Genomic DNA, 19,814 nt, shown 5'->3' with positions numbered 1-19,814 from the left:
GGCCCCCAAAGGCTGGCAGTTCGCGCTCGATGCTAGGCGCGCGCTCGCGGCCGAAGCTTGATAGGCGACACATTCGCTGTCATGCCGCGGCCGGGAATCCGGATCGCAAATCACGAAATCCGATGCCGATGACAATCGTCATCGCCGGCGAGTGATCGCTACGACCGGCTCACAACACTTCGCGTTTCGCGCCGGGATAGCGACCGGGCTTGAGCACTACGTCGCCGACGCCGAGATGGTCGTTCACCTCGACCGGCTTGCCGTCGCGGATCAGTTCTATCTCGGTTTCCGGCACGCAGTAACGCCAATCGGGAAAGTACATCGGATGCGGAGTCTTGAAACAGTACAAGCCGTGATCGCGACGGTAGAGCAGCCAGTAGCCGTAGGAATTACCGATGGGCGGTTTCAACACGCGCTTGAACTCATCGCCGCTGAGCGGGTACTCGCGCAACATCGACCATGCAATCAGCGCGAGCACGGCCGCGAACGCCAGCACCACGGGCAGTGCGCGCTTGGACTCGCGCGCCGGGTTCGCATTGAAGCGCGAGCCCGAAACCTTGGGTGAATTCGCTTCCATCGCGGTGTCCTGTGCTTACGACGCAATCCGTTCTAAGCCGCCAAGTTACGACGTTCGACGCAGCGTGAACGCGGCCTGTCCGCGCAATTAACTTTAAGTTAACAACTTATTTCGGCAGGTCTTGCTGCGGCGGTCGCGGGTGATAGAACACGTCCACCCCACACCCATCGCAGTTTTAAGGAAAAAACGCCATGAGCAAGAATGCACTGCTTTGCATCGGTTTGTTGTTGGCGATCGTGACCGGTCCGGCCTGGGCGAAGGAAGGCACCGTGGTTCACAACCCCGACGGCAGCTGGGGCTGCGTCGACAAGGACGGCAAGCCGATTCCGCCGGGCACCAACCGCCGCTGGGAAGGCAAGCTGGTGGTGAGTTCGCCGTGCAAGCCGGCCATAGCCAGAGTCGCCGGCAACATCGGCGTCGATCCCGGCGCCACCTCGGGCGGCGTGCGGCCGACGCGTGCGGTGCAGGCAGGGGCCGCGACCGCGGCGCCGGTTCGCGACATTCAAGCCGCGCCGGCCAGGGCCATCGACGCGGCGACCGCTTCGTTCGACGCCAAGGGCAGCCTCGATCTGGTTGTCGAACCGGCGGGCAAGAGCATCAGCGAGAAAGGCGTCAGCTCGACCAAGTCGCGCTGAGGGCGCGCCGGCATGAGTCCATCCGGACGCCGCGTCCGCGGCGTCCGGATCCATGCGGCCCGTCATCGCAACGTCGCGATCAATCCAGACGCTTGCTGAAACGCGCCACCGCCGCGCTCATCATCACCGCGATGAAGGCGCTCAGATACAGCACGTCCTGCCACAGTTCCCACAGGCTCGCGCCGCGCAGCATCACCCCGCGGATCAGGCGCAGGAAATGGGTCATCGGCAATACCTCGGACAACCATTGCGCGGCCACCGGCATGCCGGCATACGGGAACATGAAACCCGACAGCAGGATCGACGGCAGCAGGATGAATACCGTCATCTGCATGGCCTGGAACTGCGAGGCGGCCTTGGTCGAAATCATCAGGCCCAGCGCCAGATTGGCCAGGATCAGCAGCACCGCGGCCAGATAGACGTCGAGCACGCTGCCCTTGATCGGCACCGCGAACAGCCAGGTGCCCAGCAGCAACACCACCGTGGTCTGGATCAGGCCGATCACCGCATACGGCAGCACCTTGCCGACCATCAGTTCGGTACGGCTGACCGGGGTGGTGATCAGCAGTTCCATGTTGCCGCGCTCGCGTTCGCGCACGATCGCGACCGAGGTGAACATCACCATGGTCATGGTCAAGATCACTCCGATCAGGCCCGGCACGATATTGACCGGCGAACGTCGCTGCGGGTTGTAGAACGCGACCACGCCGATCGGCGCGACTTTGCGCGGCGCGACCACCGAACTGTCGACCGGCAACTGCGCCAATTGCGCGGCCGCGCTCTGCACCACCGTGTCGCTGCCGTCGACCATCACCTGGGCGACTTCGCGGCCGTCGATGCGGCGGCGTTCGAAATCCGGCGGCACGTGCACGCCGACGCTGATCCGGCCCTGGCGCAACAGTTCGACCAGTTGTTGCGGGGTCTGCACCTGCGCGACCGGCGCGATCACGCCGGTGGCGACCATGTCCATGACCAGCGCGCGCGACGCTGCGGTATTGGATTGGTCGGCGATCGCGGCATTGAGGCCGCGCGGGTTGAGATTGATCGCGTAGCCGAACAACACCAGTTGCCCGACCGGGATCATCACGATCATCGCCAGGGTGATGCGGTCGCGGCGCAGCTGGCGGATTTCCTTGAGCACGATCGCCCACAGACGGCGCAGTTTCATGGCGTGGCCTGCGTGGCTGGTTGGGTCGATGCCGGCGGTTCGTGGCCGCGGGTGGCCGAGACGAAGACGTCCTCGAGATTGGGCTTGGCCTTGTCGACCTGCGCGGGCAAGCCCGCCTCGCGCAACGCCTGTTCCAGACTGTGCTCGGCGGTATGCGCATCGGCCAGCAACACGCGCAGGCTGTTGCCGACCTGGGCGACGCTGAGCACGCCGGGCAATCCGACCAGCACCCGCTGCGCCTTGCGCGGTTGCGCGGCGCGCACTTCGATCGCGCGATCGGCGAGCGCGCCGGTCAATTCGGCCGGGGTGCCGTCGGCGACGAGCTTGCCTTGATCGAGAATCGCCAGGCGGTGACAGCGTTCGGCTTCGTCCATGTAATGCGTCGACACCAGCAAGGTGGTGCCCGTATCGGCGAGTTCGAACAGCTTCTCCCAGAAATCGCGGCGCGACTCGGGATCGACCGCGCTGGTCGGTTCGTCCAGAAACAACAATTCGGGGCCGTGGATCACCGCGCCGGCCAGGGCGAGGCGCTGCTTCTGGCCGCCGCTCATGGTGCCGGCGAGCTGTTTCTGGCGATCGGAAAAATGGTATTGCTCGACCAGTTCGTCGATGCGCTGGCGCGCTTTCGCCTTCGGGATGTCCTGCACGGCGGCGAGGAATTCCAGGTTCTCGCGCACGGTGAGGTCTTCGAACAGCGAGAACTTCTGGGTCATATAGCCGATGCGCCGGCGCAGCGCTTCGGCCTGTTCGGGAATCTTCAGGCCGAGCACTTCGATCTCGCCCGCGCTCGGCGTCAACAAACCGCACAGCATGCGGATCGTGGTCGATTTGCCCGAGCCGTTCGGGCCGAGGAAGCCGTACACGCAGGCGCGCGGCACGGTCAGGTCGACATCGTCGACCGCGCGCAATTCGCCGAACTGCTTGCTCATGCCGCGCGCCTTGATCGCGGGCGCTTGATCGGCGGCGGCCTGCATGCGGTCCGAGTCGGCGAGCGCGGCGTCGCTCATCGCGCGAACTCGACCCGCACCGGCAAGCCGGCCGGCAGATCGGCGGATTTCGCGTCGCTCAGTTCGACCTCGGCCAGATAACTCAGGCGCGCGGCGTCTTCGCCGGTCAATGCGTAGTACGGGGTGAAACTGGATTCGCTGCGGATCATCCGCACGCGGCCGTTCCACGCCTGCTCGCGGCCTTCGATGTAGACCCGCGCCTGGGTGCCCACGCGCACGTCCTGGCGGATCGGCTCGGGCACGTACACGCGCGCATACGGGCGCGCGCCGACCAGCATCACCGCCAGCGGCGAACCGACCGGCGCCTGATCGCCGAGCTTGTACGGCAGGCTGTCGACCACGCCGTCGCGCGGCGCGAGCACGTCGAGTTTGCCGAACGTCACCGCCTGCACCTGCGCTTGCGCCTGCGCGGCGGCGAGCGCGGATTGGCCCTGCGCGATCTGTTCGCGGCGGGTGCCGTGTTCGAGTTCGAGCAACGCGGCCTGGGCGACGCCTACCTGCGCCTGCGCGTTGCCGGCGGCGGCGCGGGCGCGATCGACCTCGGCAGCGGCGATCAATTGCCTTCGGCCGAGCGGTTGCACGCGCGCGTAGTACGCGCTGGCGTCGCGCTGCTGCGCCTGCGCGGCGGCGAGGTTGGCGCGCGCCTGGGCGATGGTTTCGCTGCGCGGGCCGGCTTCGAGTTCGGCCAGCGCGTCGGCCGATTGGCGCGCCTGCGCCTGGGCAGCGTTCAATTGCGAACGGGTGCGGTCGAGTTCGAGCTGCAGCACGCGCGTGCCGGCCTTGACCCGTTGCCCTTCGCGCACATCGATGCGGACGATTTTTTCCGCGGCCGGCGCGGGCAGGGTCACCCGATCCCATTCCAGCGTGCCCAGCGCCTGCGGTTCGTGTTTGCCGCAGGCCGCGAGCGATAGCGCGGCGAACGATACCAGCAGCCAGGTCTTCGTCGTTGCGCCCGGGCGATGCGACATTCGCGCCGAATCAACCGGGCCGGCTTGTGCAACAAGCTTCGTTTTCATGCGATCGCCCTCGCCTGTCATGGCGTCAAACCCCGGTCGAGCAAGGCCAGCGCATGCCGGCGCTGGGCTTCCAGATCGAGATCGTCCGCGTCGAACATATGCCGCCAGATCGGCGCGCTCGCGGCCGGAAACAAAGTCAGCCCGATCAGGCTGACCATCAGCAGGCGCGGGTCCAGATCGGCGTTGATCCGGCCCTCGGCCTGAGCCTGGGCGAAGCGCTTGGCCATCATCCGCGGCAGCACCGGGCCGATCTGCCGGAACAGGACGCTTTCGCGCAACGCGCCGCCTTCGCACAGCACCTCGCGCACCCACAACGACGGCAGCCACGGATGCAGGGCGACGATGCGGCCGATGCCTGCGACGAAACCGCCGATCAGGTCGAACACGTCCTTGCCCTCGCCCATCAGGCCATCGCGCAGGCTCAGGAACACCGGCACCAGGCGCTCGCTGCTGACCGCGTCCTGCAATTGCTGTTTATCGCCGAAGTAGTAGTGCAACAGGGCCGGGTTGACCCCGGCCTCGGTGGCGATCGCGCGCAGCGAGGTCGCGGCGATGCCGTGGCGGACGTAGCAGGCGATCGCGGCATCGAGCAGGCGCGCGCGCAAATCGGGATTGTCGGCCGCGGCCGGGCGCCCGGGCGCGCGCTTGGGCGCGGCGGTCTTACGCGGGCGGCCACGCTTGGTGGGGGTCGGGGAATCCATGCGCCATATTTAATTCAATGATTAATTAGTTCGCAAGCGGGAGCCGATGAGCGGTCGGCCGGCCCGCCGCCTGATTCATCGAACGCTGGGCCTCGACGACCGTGCCGGGCATCGGCCATGTCAGCCGGTCGCGATCTCTTGCGCCGCCAGATCGTCCTCGCCCGTGGCCTGATCCAGCACCGCCGACGGATGCCGCTGCCGCCACGCGGCCAGAGTGTCGGCGCAATGCGAGGGGATCACCCAGGCGCCGGGGTGGCTGTCGCGGAACCGGGCGAGCCGACGCACGGTGTCGAGGTAGGCCGTCGCATCGTCCATCGCCAGCCGCTGGGTCAGCCACGGCAAGGCTTGCTCGCGGTCGAGCTGCTCGCGCCGCCAGAACGCATCGGCGGCCAGCACCACGCGCTCGCCATCGCCGGTGCGCACGGCCAGGCCGATCTGGCCGCGCGCATGCCCGGGCAAGGCGACCACGTGCAGGCTGCCGTCGCCGAACAGATCCCAGCCCTCGCCCAGCCCGCTCCAGTCCACCGGCAACGGACGGCGGCCGTGTTCGTCGAGCAATTGCAGGCGCGCGGCGAAATCGTCCGGCAGCAGTTCCTTCCAGATCTGCGCATGCAGCAGGCCGAACCAACTCAGTTCGCGCAGATGGTTCCAGGCGTCGGCATGAGCGACGAAACGCGCGCGACGGAATTGATCTAGCCCGCCGATATGGTCGGGATGGAAATGGCTGATCACGACCAGCCGCACCTGCCCGGCGTCGATGCCGCGCTGGCGCAGCAACTGCCCGGCATCGGTGTGCGCGGACGAACAGGCGTGGATCGCGCGCCGGTAGATCCAGCGCAGGCCGCCGCGCATCGCGGCGCGCGCGCTCGGGCCGTAGCCGCAGTCGAACAAAATCGCGCCCTGCACCGGATGTTCGATCAACGCCCAGCCGGCGGGAAACCGCATCGCCGGCCCGGCCTCGAAACCCAGATGACGCGGGTCGGCGCAACTGTGGCCGGAGGCGGCCAGGGTCAACGCGACCTCGCCGCTCACCGGCGTGCCTCGGCGCGCGCCAGTTCGCTCAGGGTTTTGTTGAGGGCCTCGTCCATGCTCACGCGCGGACGATACCCCAGCTCGTCGCGGGCGCGGGTGATGTCCAAAGTCATGTCGACGCTCAGCAATTCGATGCCGTAACGCAGCAGCGGCGGCTCGCTGTCGGGTTTGAAGCGGCGATAGAAGGCTTCCACCGTGCTGGCCAATGCCAGCGCGACCGGCTTGGGCATGCGCTTGCGCGGACGCGGCAGCGACAAGGCATCGGCGAGCCGGTCGATCACGTCCCAGATCGCGACCGGTTCGCCGTTGCTGATGTTGTAGACGCGGCCGTTCAAGCGCCACGACGCGTCCATCGCCAGCACGACCGCATCGACCACGTTGTCGATATAGCTCAGGTCGACCGTGCAATCGTCCGCGCCGATCCGGCGCAAACGGCCGCTGCGCAATGCCTGCGCGATGCGCGGCAGGATCGCGCTGTCGCCGGGGCCGAAGATCGCGCGCGGCCGCAGCGCCAGCGCCGATACCCCGCCGACGGCGCAACGTTCGAACAGGCGGCGTTCGGCGATCAGCTTGGTCGCGGCGTAATCGTTGACCGCGCGCGCCGGCAGCGGGTGGTCTTCGCGGATGCCGTGGTGCGGTTGGCCGTCGTGGTAGATGCCCGGCGTGGAGATATGCACCAGGCGCCGCACTTGCCGCGCGATGCAGGCGGTCACGACATGATCGGTGGCGTCGATGTTCGCCGCGACGAAGGCCTCGCGCCGGCCCCACGGGCTCGACAAGGCGGCCGAATGCACCACGGTGTCGGCGCCGCGCAGGGCGCGATGCACGGCGCCTTCGTCGGTGAGGTCGACGGCGAGGAATTCGATGCCCTGCGCCTGCAGCGCGCGGCCGCGCTCCAGGTCGCGGCCGAGGCCGACCACCTGGGTCCACGGGCGCGTGGCGAGCAGATGGCGCACGAGCGCGCCGCCGAGAAAACCGGTCGCGCCGGTGACGACGATGCGCTGCGTGCTCATGCGCGATCGCCCGCGCCGTCGCGCAACATCCGCGTCGCAGGCATCGACCGCATCGCAACGCCGGTCGTCATGGCGTCAGTAGGTCATCGTCAGGCCGACACCGGACAAGCCGGCGCCGGTGCCGAGCAAGACCCCGGGTTCGCCGCGGCGGATCGTGCCTTCGCGCACGCCCTGCTCCAGCGCCAACGGAATCGACGCGGCGATGCAATTGCCGGTGTGTTCGAGCGTATTGACCATGCGCGCGTGTTCGAAACCGATCTGCGCGATCACATCGAGCGCGGCGCGGCTGGCCTGATGCGCGGCGACCCAGCGCAAGCCATCGCGCGCGGCGCGATCGTCCAGGCCGAGTTGGCGCATCACGTACGGGACCAGGCGGATGCCGCTACGCAGCGCGGCCTGTCCCTGCATCGAGAACACCGCGTCGGCCGGAGTGGTCAGCGGTCCCAACGGCGGACGCCAACTGCCGCCGCCGCGCAGGGTGGTGATTTCCACGCCCTCGCCCATCGTGCGCCAGGCGATGCGGTGGATGCGGCTGGGGCTGTCGTCGGGCGCGCGTTCGAGCACCGCCGCGGCCGCGCCGTCGCCGAACAGGGTGCAGACCTCGGGGCTGTCGAAATCCAGGCCGACCGAGGCGATTTCGCTGCTGACGATCAACGCGCGCTCGATCCGGCCGTGATGGATGCGTTCGGCCGCCAGTTCCAGCGCGGCGACGAAACTCAGGCAGGTCGCATGCACCGACAAGGCGGGAATGCCGGAACGGCCGAGGCCGAGCTCGCGTTGCAGCAGCGGCCCGCCGTCGGGAATCGCGCGTTCGGCGGAACCTGAAGCATTAACGATCAGATCCACGTCGCCGACCGCGATGCCGGCTTGCTCGCAGGCCATGCGCGCGGCCTGCGCGCCCATCCAGCTGGCGCGCTCGTGTTCGGGCTGCGCCCAATGGCGAAACGCGACGCCGCTGTTGTGCAGCGCCCAGCCCGCGGGCAGGCCGACGCGCTGCTCGATCTCGGCGCTGGCGACGCGGCGCTGCGGCAGATAACGGCCCAGGCCGGCGATGCGCACGCGCCAATCCAGGTCGGGGCCCGGGCCATGCGCCAAGACGCGTCTGCGCTGCGCGCCGTGTTCTTGATCGGCGCGCGCGCGCGCCGTGTCCTTCGAGTCGGTATCCATGTGCGCCGGCAGTATGAGCCAGTGCGGGGCATTTGCCGATATGGGGCGGGAATCCTGAATCAGGTCGGCGGTGGTGGCATGACTCGATCGGTGGTGTCTGGGAACGTGAAGCGAGGCTTCGCATCTCCTGGCGATCGCGAAACCTGTTGAGGGAGTGGCTTCACGCTCGACGTTTTTCGTTCCGCCCGTGTCGATGCTTCATCGTTCCTGGGCGAAAAGTATCGGCAAAGCCTTGCCGCTGGCGCAAAAGCGCCCAGCGCGGCTTCGCGTCCGAATGCATTGTGATGGCGCAATCGGATGGCCGCGTCCGCATCGGCGATTGCACCGAGCCGTAACTTCATCGGCCTGCGCGCGAAAGGCGCCGCGCGTGAAGCCTGCTTAAGAATCGGGCCTCGCCGACAACGGCATCGCTGCGCAACGACGCCGCGACACTGGCGTCGCCATGCCCGCATCGACCATGCTGAGCGGATAAATCGCCGCCGGACCGAACACCGCAGATGCTCGCCACCGATGTCCGCACCCGCGCCGCCGCCGGCATCGACACGGTCGCGCTGTCGCGTCGCATCGCCATCGTGCTGATCGCGATGGCGATCAACACCGCGCTTTACCTGGGCATCAACGCCTATCCGCTGAGCGAACCGCGGCTGTTGCCGTACACCGCGCTCGACCACGCGCTGGGCCGGCCGGCGTGGACGATCTGGCCGTACTGGCTGTTGCTGCTGGCCGGCCCGGCGCTGGTCCTGGCGATTCGCGAGCGCCGCTATCTGCTGGCGACGCTACACGCCTACGTCGTCGCGATCGGGCTCGACGCCGCGATATGGCTGCTGTGGCCGACCCGAATCGCGCGTCCGCCGGTGCCGCAGGGGCTGGACCCGCTGACCGAAGCCGCCTGGCGTTGCCTGCACGCGCTCGACGGGGTCAACAACTGCTTTCCGTCGGGCCACATCACCATCCCCGTGGTGGCCGCGGCCGGGTTCGCCGCGCAGTATCCGCGGCTGCGGCCCTGGGCCTGGTCGGCGCTCGTCGTGCTGACGCCCAGCGTGATCACCACCGGCCAGCATTATGTCTGGGACATCGCCGGCGGCCTGGCGACTGCGACGCTCGGCCTCTTGCTCGCGGGCAGGCCGCTGTGGCGAACTGGGTGCTCCTGAGCTTCGCCCGATCCGCGCCCACGGGTAGTCCGATAGTCGCCCCGACCGTGGCCCATGCCGCCGCTCACCGAAGAAAGCCTCATGCCCGACACCCCCACCCCCTCGACTCCGCCCGGCCTGTTTTCCCGCGGCGCGATCGGTTTCTGGTTCCTCGGCCTGGGCCTGCTCGGCCTGGTGCGCTCGTGGATGCGCGCCACCCGCCACGGACCGTTCGACGCCGATGCGATCACCCTGCTGTGGCTGATCGGCTCGATCCTGCTGACCCTGATGGGCGCGCTGCGGATCTGGCGGGCCTGGCGCGAAGGCCGCCCGCCGCGCGGCTGACACCGGCGCGTCGTCGGCCCGGCATCGCGCCCGCCGGCATGCTTTGCATCCGCCCAGGGCCGGCCGCAACGACCCGCGCGGCTTTGCGAAAACGCCCCGACAGGCGCAAGCTGTGACGCCCCGGCGCGCATTGCGTGCTCGAATCTGCTTACGCTTTGTATATGTCTGCCCGAACCGTTTCCGAATTCACTCTCGATCCCGCCGACAGCGAACGCCTGGCCAACCTCAGCGGACCGTTCGACGCGCATCTGCGCATGATCGAACTGCGCCTGGGCGTGGAAATCGCCAATCGCGGCAACATATTCCGCATCGACGGCCCCGAGCGCGTGGTCGGCGAGGCCGAGAAGCTGCTGCGCCGGCTGTGGAAGGACGCCGCCGAGGAAACCCTCGACGAAAGCGCGATCCATCTGGCCCTGACCGAAACCGGCGCCGAGCAACTGGTGGCGCAGGACATCGAGCCGCAGGAGGTCGCGATCCGGGTCAAGCGCGGCACCATCCGCGGCCGCGGCGTCAATCAGGCCAAGTACCTGCATGCGATCGCCACCCACGACATCAACTTCGGCATCGGCCCGGCCGGTACCGGCAAGACCTTTCTCGCCGTCGCCAGCGCGGTCGAAGCGCTCAACGAATCGCGGGTGCAGCGCCTGATCCTGGTGCGCCCCGCGGTCGAGGCCGGCGAAAAGCTCGGCTTCCTGCCGGGCGACCTCACCCAGAAAGTCGACCCCTACCTGCGCCCGCTGTACGACGCGCTGTACGAGATGCTCGGGGTCGAGAAGGTGGTCAAGCTGCTGGAACGCAACGTCATCGAGATCGCGCCGCTGGCCTACATGCGCGGGCGCACGCTCAACGATGCCTATGTGATCCTCGACGAAGCGCAGAACACCACCATCGAACAGATGAAGATGTTCCTGACCCGCATCGGCTACGGCAGCACCGCGGTCGTCACCGGCGACATGACTCAGGGCGACCTGCCCAAGCACATCAAGTCGGGATTGAAAGACGCCCTCGAGGTGTTGCGCAACGTCAACGGAATCAGCTTCACCTTCTTCGAAGCCAAGGACGTGGTCCGCCATCCGCTGGTCGCACGCATCGTGAGCGCCTACGACGCGCGCGATGCGAAGGACGCGCAGACCGGGCCGGCCGCCTGATCGGTGCGGGGTCGGCGTCGCGCCAGCGTTCCGTGCTGGCACTGGCGCCGGTGTTTGCGCTGGTACGGCCCGGACCGTCGTCGGTGCGAGCGCCACGCGACCGTAACGGCCGCCGCCCGATCCCGCGATCAGCCGCGCAGTGCACTACCGATGAACCCTTAGCGTTGCGTCTCCCCCATCAGCCCGCACCGCAGTGAGTACCACGATGACCCAAGGTCCCGTCCGTCTCGATGTCGCCGTCAGCTACGCCCTGCCGCGCAAGGGCCTGCCGGCGGCGAACAGTTTCCGCAAGTGGGTCGCCGCCGCGTTGAAAGGCCGCATCCGCGAAGCCGACCTGGCGATCCGCATCGTCGGCACCAAGGAAGGCCGTTCGCTCAACCGCCACTACCGCGACCGCGACTACGCCACCAATGTGCTGAGCTTCCCCGCCGACCTGCCCGAAGGCCTGCCGAAGGGCGTCAAGCTGCCGTTGCTCGGCGACCTGGTGATCTGCGCGCCGGTGGTCGTGCGCGAAGCGCGCGAGCAGAAAAAGCCGCTCAACGATCACTACGCGCACCTGACCGTGCACGGCACCCTGCACCTGCTCGGCTGGGATCACGAGGACGAGCGCGAAGCTGAGTGCATGGAGCAACTGGAGCGCGAGATCCTGGCTTCGCTGGGGATCGCGGATCCTTATCTGGAAGAGTGATCGACGACTGGCGGATCGATCGGTGCTGCGGGACTGGTAGGCGAACGCGAATCGGGTTCTGATCCGGTTCGCGCAAGCGGCTTCGAATCGCCGGAAGCCCTCGATACGCGAAGTCGATGACGCGACGATTCATCTCAAGCATCGCCTGAGAGAACCGCGGTGGCGCCCGAAAACCCGTGCAGCCACGGATCGAATCGCGGCTCGACAGCAAGAACACCACGCCTTCGATGATGCCTCGCCGACGAGGCATTACTCACAGGCAGCCGCGTCAGCCGCAGCGATCTGCCACCGCAATCACAAGCAGTCGATCAGCCCGTCGTAAATGGACACCGACGTCCCCGGCAACTTCGCGTACAAAGGCCGCTCGCCGGCCAACGCGCCCAGCAGGGCCGATACCGTGGTCCCGGGTGCCAGCGGACTACGGCAGCGCCAGATCTTCGGCGTCACCTGGATCTTGCCGGTGGCCGGATCGACCTCCTCGTTGCTCGCCGCGAACACCCACACGCAGCGCCCGAGCACGCCGCTGAATTGCTCGACCGAGCATCTGAACCGCAGCGCATAGATGTTGCTGTAATCGCCCTCGCAGAACGTGTCGCCGCAGATGTCGTCGAAGTTTTCGCGCAGGTGGTACTGCATTTCGTACCAGGCATTGATCTCGGCGTCATCGGTCAAATAACTGCCTACTTCTACATATTCGGCTGCCTGCGTCGCGTTGGCGGCCATGGCCATCGAAGGTGCTGCAATCGCCATAGTGAGCGCCACGGCTGCGCGCAAAAGAACATTCGACTTACGCATGCGTATCCTCATCCTTGAATAATAGTTATCGATCGTTTTGGCCAACATCTATCGGCACTGAGCAATATTAGATCCAGCTACAAGCGACGGAAATCGGATTTCCGCCGCCTGTCTTGTAGGAATTGGCGAAGTCGTCGTCGACGGCTCCGCATCAGCCATGTCGTCGCTCACCAGCAATCGAGCACATTCGTTGCTGTTCCGGACTTGGCCTTAACCCCCTTGTCGTTGATCGACATCGTCATGCATTTTCCATCGCCACTGGCCTGCGCCCCGGCCGGGGTCGCGGTCAAGGTGTAAGACGTCGCGGCGATGACGCTGCCAAACGTGTAGAAGCCGTTGAGCTCGGTGACGCAGCCACCGGCCGGCACCGTCGCGCCGGTGTAGGTGAACCTGGTCGTGTAATACCGCTCCATGTACTGCACCTGCCCCATCAGGCACGCCGTGGCGGTGGCACGGCGCGACTTGATCACTTGGGCCTGATAGGACGAGTAAGCGAGCCCTGCGAGAATCGCCACTATGGCAACGACGATCATCAACTCGATGAGCGTAAAACCCGAGCATTTACGATTTGACACAGCAGTTCCCCTGAAAGACGACAACTTCATGCAGATCGATCCCGCCTAGCACTATCCGTCCCGCAGGATTTCTCGCCACGCGACCCGCTTGGCGCCCAATCCAGTGACCGGTGTCGGCACACCTTCGATCTTGTCGTCTTGGTTGGAGCCCTCGATCAAGTTGCCGTTCTTGCCGGGAATGATGACGACCGGATTCAACGAGCCGTCGGTACGCTTTCCGGACGGATACCTGGAAGGATTGTCCCCCGTGCCCGCCACGGCATCCTTGTTGTCGATTACTCCGTCGCCGTTGATGTCGAAGATGCCGGAGTCGATGCGTCCGCCGGTGAACGGATCGATTTCCATCAACCAACCATTGCCGCCGACGTTGCACGGATCGCTATTGTTCGGAATCCGACTGATGCCCAGCAGGCGGTTGCCATCGAACAGGTTGGGAACCACCATCCGCTCACCCATCGCGGTACCGGCGGGCGTGACCAGGTCGAGCTTCCAGCCCAACTTTCCGGTCATATCGCCTTCCTTCGAAGCCGATATCACGCGGACTTCAACATCCTTGCCATCTTTATCCTTGAGCGGCCCCTCGTACTCGATCGTGCGAGTAGCGAGGTTCGCGGCGGTCACCAAGGTTCCGGTATCCCTGATGCCGTACCAGGTCTGAACCGACTTGTCGCTGAGGTCGGCGCCACCCAGAAACCGCCCGGTGCCGAAAAACACCCATGTTTCCAAGGAGTCCGGCTTGCGGCCGACCAACGGAGTGGCGGTGATTGCCTGTGCGTTCCCGCCCGAATCCGTCGCGCGGAAAAGGACAGCCGCGCTGGCGGTTCCAGTGCCGATATTGCTGAACTTCCACAAATTGCCCTTGAAGTCACCGGCATAAGCACTGTCGATGAAGCCGTCTGCGTTGGAATCCCAGGTCCGCACACCCGACAATCCATTGTCGGAACCGACCCCGGTATCAATCGCGCTCACGGCGCCCGTACCTACATCCAAGGTCACCAACTGCGACTTTCCGTCCGCGCTATTGGGACCGTTGCCCAGCAGGACCCGCCACACGCCATTGGCCGTCTGCGCGATCACCGGCTTGCCCAAGTTGTTGCCAAGGCTCGGAACCTGCGTTCCGTACTTTTCCCAAAGGAATTTAATGTCGCCCGGATCGGTGATGTCGAGCGCGAAAACCCCCTTGCCGCCGCGCCCCATGGTCCCTACCAGCACGGTCTTCCAGGCGCCGTCCAGGTAGACGTCGGCTACCGTGAGCTCACCGTCCACGAAATAGCGATGCGGATAGCCGGGCGTCGCGTACCCGGTCAGGCCACCCGGGATACTGAGGGCCGCGGCGGGCACGAAGGCATACGCCTCCACGCCCGTGGCCGCATTGAATGCGTGCAACATGCCGTCATTGCCGCCGACATAAACCAGCGGCGTGCGCGTTGCCTTGGCAGCGGCGAAGTCGTTATACGCCTTGCCACCGCCGGTAAAGGTCGCGTAGCTGTACTGATTCGGCGAGGGCTTGCCGACATAGACCGGCGACGAATTGACGAAATCGCCCAGCACGCCACCGCGATTGCGCAAGGGGCCGCCATTGGAGACTTCCTTGGTTCGTACTCCGCGCAGGTAATCCACAACGTCGGCCGCGGTCGCACCCGAGAAGCTACCGCTCCCGAGGTTGGTCTTGTCGGCAGCCGACAACAGGTCGTACCGGAATTCCCGATAGCCGTCGCTGTTGGCGAATATCTTCCGGGCAGCCGGCGCAGGTACGACCGCTCCTGCCGTCCAGACCGGGATGTTCGCCTTGGTCACCGGGTCGATACGGTACGACGTCAGATCGCCGTGCCAGTCATTGAAGTAGGTCGGCGAATAGATCGTCGCACCCTGCTCCAAGGTCGCGCCATTGGTGCCGAGACCCGCGGCCGCGCCGCGGCGATCGGCGCCGGCGCTTTCAAAGGCTCGGGTCAGACCGGACACCATCTGTTCGGCCTGATAGGCAACGTAGAAATTACGCGGACGCTTCTCATTCACCTGATTGGCGAGCCCGACCTTGTCGCCATCCGTCCACAGAGCATCCGGGAGTGGATCGACGCGCGTATCCGGATCAAATCCCGCCGGCACATCGAAGCCGCCGTATTTCGTCGCGAGGTAGTACTGATTATCTTCGCGCCTCACCACCACCTTAAAAGGAAGAACATCGACCCAATAGGTACTTAAGGTCTGCATTCCGGGCATGTTCGGCTGCATGTCCTTGGTGTGGGAGTAATACGCGAGTCCGGCTATGAAACCTGAATTGACGTTGCCACCGGGATTGAACTTGTCGGCAAGCGATTTATCAATACCTTCCAACCGAAACAAATTCCCTAGCGCGGTCTCGACGTTGACCATCGTATCCGCCGCCACCTTCGGCGGCATGGCCGGAGCCGAATCCTTCTTCGTCGACCCAGGCAGATTTCTATCCAGATGGGTATAGGTATCGCCGATGCCGACCGCCACGTTGCGCTGGCACTGATACTGGACCGGATTGACCCAGTCGGTGATCACCGGAAACAGGTCGGTCTGTTTGGCCGCCTGCCCGGCCGGGATAGTGGTGTATTCGGGAACATTGTCCTGCCCCCTGAAGTACCGCACCGCCGCATAGTAAAGCTCGCTGACGTTATCCGCCCCCTTGGCGTCGTTGGTGGTGGTCTGCGCGAACTTGTTGAGATAATTGATAACACCGCTATTGACTACGACGCTGGTGTTGTTACGAGTATTGGTCGCCGTTGCGTCAACCGGATCCGGGTTATTATAAGTGCCAAGCTGTATACCGGTGATGGGATCCCACTCTTTATTGGGGTTGTCTTTCGGCCCCGCCACGGGATCGTAGCTATACGGCCCAACGTACTTCTGCCTGGCCCGAAGGACGCCGCCGTCGCGATCTGGACTGGAGTCGTTCAAATAACCGAATATGCTGAAACGCAATTTGTCGTTATATTTCTGAATTAGGCCTTCCGGCTTCCACGTGTTCCCATATTGCTTGCAATTCGCCTCGGGCTTTACCGCACCCGAATTGACGCAGACAGCGACCCGCACGCTTACCTCATACACCGTCTTGTCGGCGGCTGAACCGGCTTTGCCGCTGAGAGCGTGCGTGGCGGGATTATAAGAAACCGCATTGCCGTCGACGTCGCCGGAACCATCCCGCGTGAAGCGCATCTTGTTGCCCAGGTTACGCACCTTCATGCGCAACGGCCATTCAGCGCTGGCAGGAAACACGCTTTGAATCTCGGATGCTGGAATCCCCACATCCGGGAAGAAATCCTTGCCGTAGTCGTTATTGTCGTGCCTCGCCTTTTCAAGCCAGACCTGGGTGGCAGTGTCGCGAACGCGATAGCCACCTGTCAGCGCCTTACGGAACGGGTCGATGGTCTGAGTAACGGCCCAGTTCAGGAAGTTTCCGCTCCACTGCTTTAGCGCCCCGGAGCACTGGTGATTAGCGGTTACCCCAATCGGTTCGAAAAATCGATCTTTCTCGTTGGTAGCGAAATTGTATTTGTAACACTTGGCGGAATCGAAATAACCCACATACGTGATGCTCGCATTGTAAACGTCTGCGCCACCGACCATGGTGAAGTTGGCCTTGGCGTTGACAGTGGGATACTCGACCGAGGGCACCAATACAAGATTGTTGGGCACGTCGTTACCCAGCGCCAACGGCCTGGACTGGATCGGCACCTCCGACACCGCCGGCGTCGCGCTCAGCGCGGCCAACATGCCAATGAGGACGGCGGCCATTCGCGGCGCCATATCGCGAACACGCCCGATGCAACGCTTACCGAAAGATCTCATGCTCTTGCTCCCGAGCGGACGCGTATTGGGTTCAGATATTTCGCCGAGTAGTCGCAGTCTCATGTCAGTAGCTCATCAAGGTGGACTGCAAGACCACGACAGCGCGATCGGAAACTTTGGATGGATCGTGGCTGCGCGCGGTTACGCGATAAAACGCGGCCGTGGCCTGCGGCACGCTTCCAGGTTCGTACGGATTGCCGTTGACATCGCCCATGTCGTCGGCACTGGTACGCCGCCCCATGAATTCGACGTAGTACTGCGGCGTACCCGCGGCAGGCACTTTGGAATCACCGACGCTGGCGTTGGCCCAGCAGCCGACCCCGGAAGCGTCGGCGCATGCGCTGCCGCCACCGATATACGTATCGGCTGGAGTCGTAGGGCAGGCCGTGGTGGGCACGGAGCAGTCTCTGCCGATCGGGTTGCCGTTTTTTACCGCCGCATCCACCGACTGCTCGCCTTCGCGCAATGCGCGCTCGGCCAACTCGAACGCGATGCCGCGGTCGTACATGCCGGCGCTCATTCGCTCTTCAAGCATGGTGCTGCGCAATATGGCCAGCCCGAGCAACATCATGACCAGCAGCATGATCATGATCACGGCCAAGGCGGCGCCTTTCTGACTGGAACGTACGGCGAACGAAGTTCGGCGTGACGACATGACGATGCTCCTCACAGGTTTCGATTGCGCATGGCCAGCACCGCGGTGACGCTGCGGCTGATGCTTTCGTTGCCAATGCCGCTTTTGCGCTCGCTTTCAAGCGTCAACACCACGCGCGCGGCCTTGACCTTGGCCCAGTCGGCGGCGGCGATCGACGACGCGGGCTGATAGTCGGTTCGACCATTCACCAGATAGGTCAGGGCCATCTGGCTCACGCCCTCGGCCACTTCATCCGGCGTCGATTGAATTCCCTTGGAATCGACTACCGCGCGAAACAGCGACTTGCTCCCGCTGTCGTTGTTGCCGATGAACCAGCGCACCAGATGAGGCCTGACGACGGTCGCGCTGGCGCCGTACCGATGCCAGGACGTATCGGGAATCGCCGCATCGTCCTTGCACAGCAAAGCAGTTTCGCGACTGAAGCCGGTGCTGCAGTTGCCGCCGCTTCCATGCGCGATCGAATTCGCGCCCACACTGGTCGCCTTGAACAGAGAAGCGAGGCGGAAATCGCAGACCATCAGCACGTCATTGGCCTTGACGTCCGAGGGAACGGCGCTGACCGTCAGATCGGAGTCCTTGGCGGCCATCGGCGCGGTGAGATACAGGCCGAGATCTTCCGTGGAATGAATTTCCAGACCGTCCGTTCCCGACACCCTGCCGCCAGCGGCGCTGCCGAATCCGAACGCGGGCGTGGCGAATGCGGTTGAGCCGCTGACGCCAGTCAGGCTGTTGTTCCAGTTCCTCCAGAATGCGTTGTCCCGCTCCGTCACCACGTTGCCGAGACGAATCGTGGACGCGCAATGGTTTCCACCGGCTTCGCGCACATCCCTGGCCATCAATTCGAAGGCGATGCGTCCCGCTTCCTGCACTCGCGACAGATCTTCAGTCGTACGAAAGGCGGCCCGCCCGGACAGGAAGATCGACAGCGCCCCCATCGTCAACAGCAATCCGAGCACCAGGGCGATCATCAGTTCGATCACACTGAAGCCCGATGCACGGCGTGCCATGCCTGCGCGATACGAGGGACCGCTCATAGCCGTACCTGCAAGGTGTAGGTCAATTTATCCGCGTTCGATTCGCCGCCGGCGGTGCCGCCCCGCGTATCGTCCCAACGCACGCTGACCGTGCACAGGCCGGCGCTGTCGCAAGTCACCTGGCCACAGGTCGAATCGCGCGCGCCCAAACTCGCGGCCAAGCCCTGCATCCATGCCGCCTGGTCGGCGACGGCCAGGGTCGCGGTCGAATCGGGCTTGGGTATCACGCCATTCGCGCAGCGCGGCGCGGCCATGTTGTAGGCCCCTTTCTTGGCCTCCGCGGCGTTGGCGCGCATCGAATCGACGATGGCATAGGCCTGCACGACGGCCTGACTGCGCTGCATGGAACTTTGACTGTTCCTCAACGCAAGGCTCTGCATCGCGGCCACGCCCAGAAGGCCGAAACCCAGCACCAGCACCGCGACCAGAATTTCGACCAGACCGACGCCGGTCTGCCGGCGCCGCAAGGACCGAGCCACCGCAGGTTTCGTCGATCCGTTTCTTTTCGATTCTCGTGTGCGCATGTCAACTGCACCGTCCATTGCCGTCGAGGGAGTCGGTCGCGACGCGTCCACCGGAAATCAGCCGCACGCGGCGCAGGTTCTCCGCCGGGTAACTGGTCGCGATGCAAATGTCGAAACTGGTGTTGAGGAAAGCGCCGCGCGGCGTATCGCTGGCCCGGGCAAAGCCATCCGGCCGATAGGTGAATTTGCCGTTGCCGACCGCGCTGCGGACTTCGACCGGCGATTTCACCTGGAACGACTGAAGCACCCGCGAATCGTTGGCCGTGCCGTTGCCGTCGCCATCGGGGACGACCACGATCCAGGCGGCCCAGGGCCCGGAGCCGCTGCTGCAAGTGCTTTGATCGGCGCTTCGGCACACTTCGACGCTGGCGTTGCGCTTGATGGCTTCCAGGCGCGCGTACTGCAACGAGGCGACCAGTTCGTTGGCGGTTCCACTGAGTCGGTTGCGATTGATCGTGGAAACCAGACTGGGCACGGCCATGGCCAACATGATCGCCGCCACGGTCACCGCGACGATCAACTCCAGCAATGTGAATCCGGCGGAACGCTTCGATTTCATGGCGAGCCCCTGACTAACTTCGTGTGGAAGTTAACGGCGACTCGACGCGAATCACTATCTTTCGAGGGACGAACGGTTCAAGGGTTCGGGCAAACGGCGAGCGATACACAATTGATGTGATCGCAATCAGCAATAAAGATTTGATAGCAGCACACGAGGCTTTTATGGCGTCGATCGACGTCAAATCTTATCGATCGGCGCCAACTTTATTTCCAAGTGCCTAGCGGCA

Annotated in this window: 20 protein-coding genes; 5 read left to right on the top strand and 15 right to left on the bottom strand. The window is 64.8% G+C overall.

Going from position 1 to position 19,814, the window contains the following annotated elements:
• Positions 1-169: 169 nt before the first annotated feature.
• Positions 170-577 carry a hypothetical protein gene (locus tag IEQ11_RS07080; RefSeq protein ID WP_191823279.1) on the bottom strand — a complete coding sequence of 136 codons (408 nt, stop codon included), beginning with the start codon at positions 575-577 and terminating at the stop codon, positions 170-172.
• Between the two features lie 191 nt (positions 578-768).
• Here IEQ11_RS07080 and IEQ11_RS07075 point away from each other — a divergent pair, with 191 nt between their 5' ends.
• Positions 769-1,212, top strand: a complete 444-nt coding sequence (locus IEQ11_RS07075; RefSeq protein ID WP_191823280.1) for a hypothetical protein — start codon at positions 769-771, stop codon at positions 1,210-1,212.
• Positions 1,213-1,291: 79 nt separating this feature from the next.
• On the opposite strand, the gene IEQ11_RS07070 is transcribed toward IEQ11_RS07075, so the two are convergent.
• The 7 genes from IEQ11_RS07070 to IEQ11_RS07040 all read right to left on the bottom strand — a co-directional run bounded on the left by IEQ11_RS07070 (position 1,292) and on the right by IEQ11_RS07040 (position 8,316).
• The gene (locus IEQ11_RS07070; protein WP_036101861.1) at positions 1,292-2,380 is read right to left on the bottom strand and encodes an ABC transporter permease; all 1,089 of its coding nucleotides are present in this window, start codon (positions 2,378-2,380) and stop codon (positions 1,292-1,294) included.
• Entirely contained in the window at positions 2,377-3,309 is a 933-nt protein-coding gene (locus tag IEQ11_RS07065; RefSeq protein ID WP_425494679.1) for an ABC transporter ATP-binding protein, read from the bottom strand. The genes IEQ11_RS07070 and IEQ11_RS07065 overlap by 4 nt, the downstream gene beginning before the upstream one ends.
• Positions 3,310-3,383: 74 nt before the next feature.
• The gene (locus tag IEQ11_RS07060; RefSeq protein ID WP_191823281.1) at positions 3,384-4,355 is read right to left on the bottom strand and encodes an HlyD family secretion protein; all 972 of its coding nucleotides are present in this window, start codon (positions 4,353-4,355) and stop codon (positions 3,384-3,386) included.
• A gap of 65 nt (positions 4,356-4,420) precedes the next feature.
• A complete protein-coding gene (locus IEQ11_RS07055; protein ID WP_191823282.1) occupies positions 4,421-5,104 on the bottom strand; it encodes a TetR/AcrR family transcriptional regulator in 684 nt (227 codons plus the stop codon).
• Positions 5,105-5,224: 120 nt separating this feature from the next.
• Positions 5,225-6,136, bottom strand: a complete 912-nt coding sequence (locus IEQ11_RS07050) for an MBL fold metallo-hydrolase (protein ID WP_191823283.1) — start codon at positions 6,134-6,136, stop codon at positions 5,225-5,227.
• Complete coding sequence (locus IEQ11_RS07045) at positions 6,133-7,149, bottom strand: NAD-dependent epimerase/dehydratase family protein (RefSeq protein ID WP_191823284.1); 1,017 nt, start codon at positions 7,147-7,149, stop codon at positions 6,133-6,135. Before IEQ11_RS07045 ends, IEQ11_RS07050 begins: the two co-directional genes overlap by 4 nt.
• A 75-nt stretch (positions 7,150-7,224) precedes the next feature.
• A complete protein-coding gene (locus tag IEQ11_RS07040) occupies positions 7,225-8,316 on the bottom strand; it encodes a 3-oxoacyl-[acyl-carrier-protein] synthase III C-terminal domain-containing protein (protein WP_191823285.1) in 1,092 nt (363 codons plus the stop codon).
• Positions 8,317-8,813: 497 nt separating this feature from the next.
• Here IEQ11_RS07040 and IEQ11_RS07035 point away from each other — a divergent pair, with 497 nt between their 5' ends.
• The 4 genes from IEQ11_RS07035 to ybeY all read left to right on the top strand — a co-directional run bounded on the left by IEQ11_RS07035 (position 8,814) and on the right by ybeY (position 11,627).
• Complete coding sequence (locus IEQ11_RS07035) at positions 8,814-9,467, top strand: phosphatase PAP2 family protein (RefSeq protein ID WP_191823286.1); 654 nt, start codon at positions 8,814-8,816, stop codon at positions 9,465-9,467.
• Positions 9,468-9,548: 81 nt separating this feature from the next.
• Positions 9,549-9,791 carry a hypothetical protein gene (locus tag IEQ11_RS07030; RefSeq protein ID WP_191823287.1) on the top strand — a complete coding sequence of 81 codons (243 nt, stop codon included), beginning with the start codon at positions 9,549-9,551 and terminating at the stop codon, positions 9,789-9,791.
• 161 nt (positions 9,792-9,952) lie between these two features.
• Positions 9,953-10,939 carry a PhoH family protein gene (locus tag IEQ11_RS07025; protein WP_046655969.1) on the top strand — a complete coding sequence of 329 codons (987 nt, stop codon included), beginning with the start codon at positions 9,953-9,955 and terminating at the stop codon, positions 10,937-10,939.
• Positions 10,940-11,144: 205 nt separating this feature from the next.
• Positions 11,145-11,627 (top strand): rRNA maturation RNase YbeY, encoded by a 483-nt coding sequence (ybeY, locus tag IEQ11_RS07020; protein WP_036101849.1) that lies wholly within the window; start codon positions 11,145-11,147, stop codon positions 11,625-11,627.
• A gap of 294 nt (positions 11,628-11,921) precedes the next feature.
• Here ybeY and IEQ11_RS07015 read toward each other — a convergent pair whose 3' ends face one another.
• From IEQ11_RS07015 to IEQ11_RS06985, 7 genes are all read right to left on the bottom strand, one after another.
• Positions 11,922-12,422 carry a hypothetical protein gene (locus IEQ11_RS07015; RefSeq protein WP_191823288.1) on the bottom strand — a complete coding sequence of 167 codons (501 nt, stop codon included), beginning with the start codon at positions 12,420-12,422 and terminating at the stop codon, positions 11,922-11,924.
• 167 nt (positions 12,423-12,589) lie between these two features.
• Positions 12,590-13,027 (bottom strand): type IV pilin protein, encoded by a 438-nt coding sequence (locus IEQ11_RS07010; RefSeq protein WP_057921087.1) that lies wholly within the window; start codon positions 13,025-13,027, stop codon positions 12,590-12,592.
• 21 nt (positions 13,028-13,048) lie between these two features.
• Positions 13,049-16,759 (bottom strand): pilus assembly protein, encoded by a 3,711-nt coding sequence (locus IEQ11_RS07005; RefSeq protein ID WP_191823289.1) that lies wholly within the window; start codon positions 16,757-16,759, stop codon positions 13,049-13,051.
• A 118-nt stretch (positions 16,760-16,877) separates the two neighbouring features.
• Positions 16,878-17,468 (bottom strand): pilus assembly PilX family protein, encoded by a 591-nt coding sequence (locus tag IEQ11_RS07000; protein ID WP_191823290.1) that lies wholly within the window; start codon positions 17,466-17,468, stop codon positions 16,878-16,880.
• 11 nt (positions 17,469-17,479) lie between these two features.
• Complete coding sequence (locus IEQ11_RS06995; RefSeq protein ID WP_191823291.1) at positions 17,480-18,502, bottom strand: PilW family protein; 1,023 nt, start codon at positions 18,500-18,502, stop codon at positions 17,480-17,482.
• The gene (gene pilV / locus IEQ11_RS06990; RefSeq protein ID WP_228464972.1) at positions 18,499-19,044 is read right to left on the bottom strand and encodes a type IV pilus modification protein PilV; all 546 of its coding nucleotides are present in this window, start codon (positions 19,042-19,044) and stop codon (positions 18,499-18,501) included. Before pilV ends, IEQ11_RS06995 begins: the two co-directional genes overlap by 4 nt.
• The gene (locus IEQ11_RS06985; protein WP_036101831.1) at positions 19,028-19,585 is read right to left on the bottom strand and encodes a pilus assembly FimT family protein; all 558 of its coding nucleotides are present in this window, start codon (positions 19,583-19,585) and stop codon (positions 19,028-19,030) included. The genes pilV and IEQ11_RS06985 overlap by 17 nt, the downstream gene beginning before the upstream one ends.
• Between the last annotated feature and the right edge of the window lie 229 nt (positions 19,586-19,814).

It is taken from the genome of Lysobacter capsici (assembly GCF_014779555.2).
In the GTDB taxonomy this organism is placed as follows: Bacteria; Pseudomonadota; Gammaproteobacteria; order Xanthomonadales; family Xanthomonadaceae; genus Lysobacter; species Lysobacter capsici.
The sequence above is the reverse complement of the archived record's forward strand: the minus strand, read 5'-3'. Positions and strand labels throughout refer to the sequence as shown.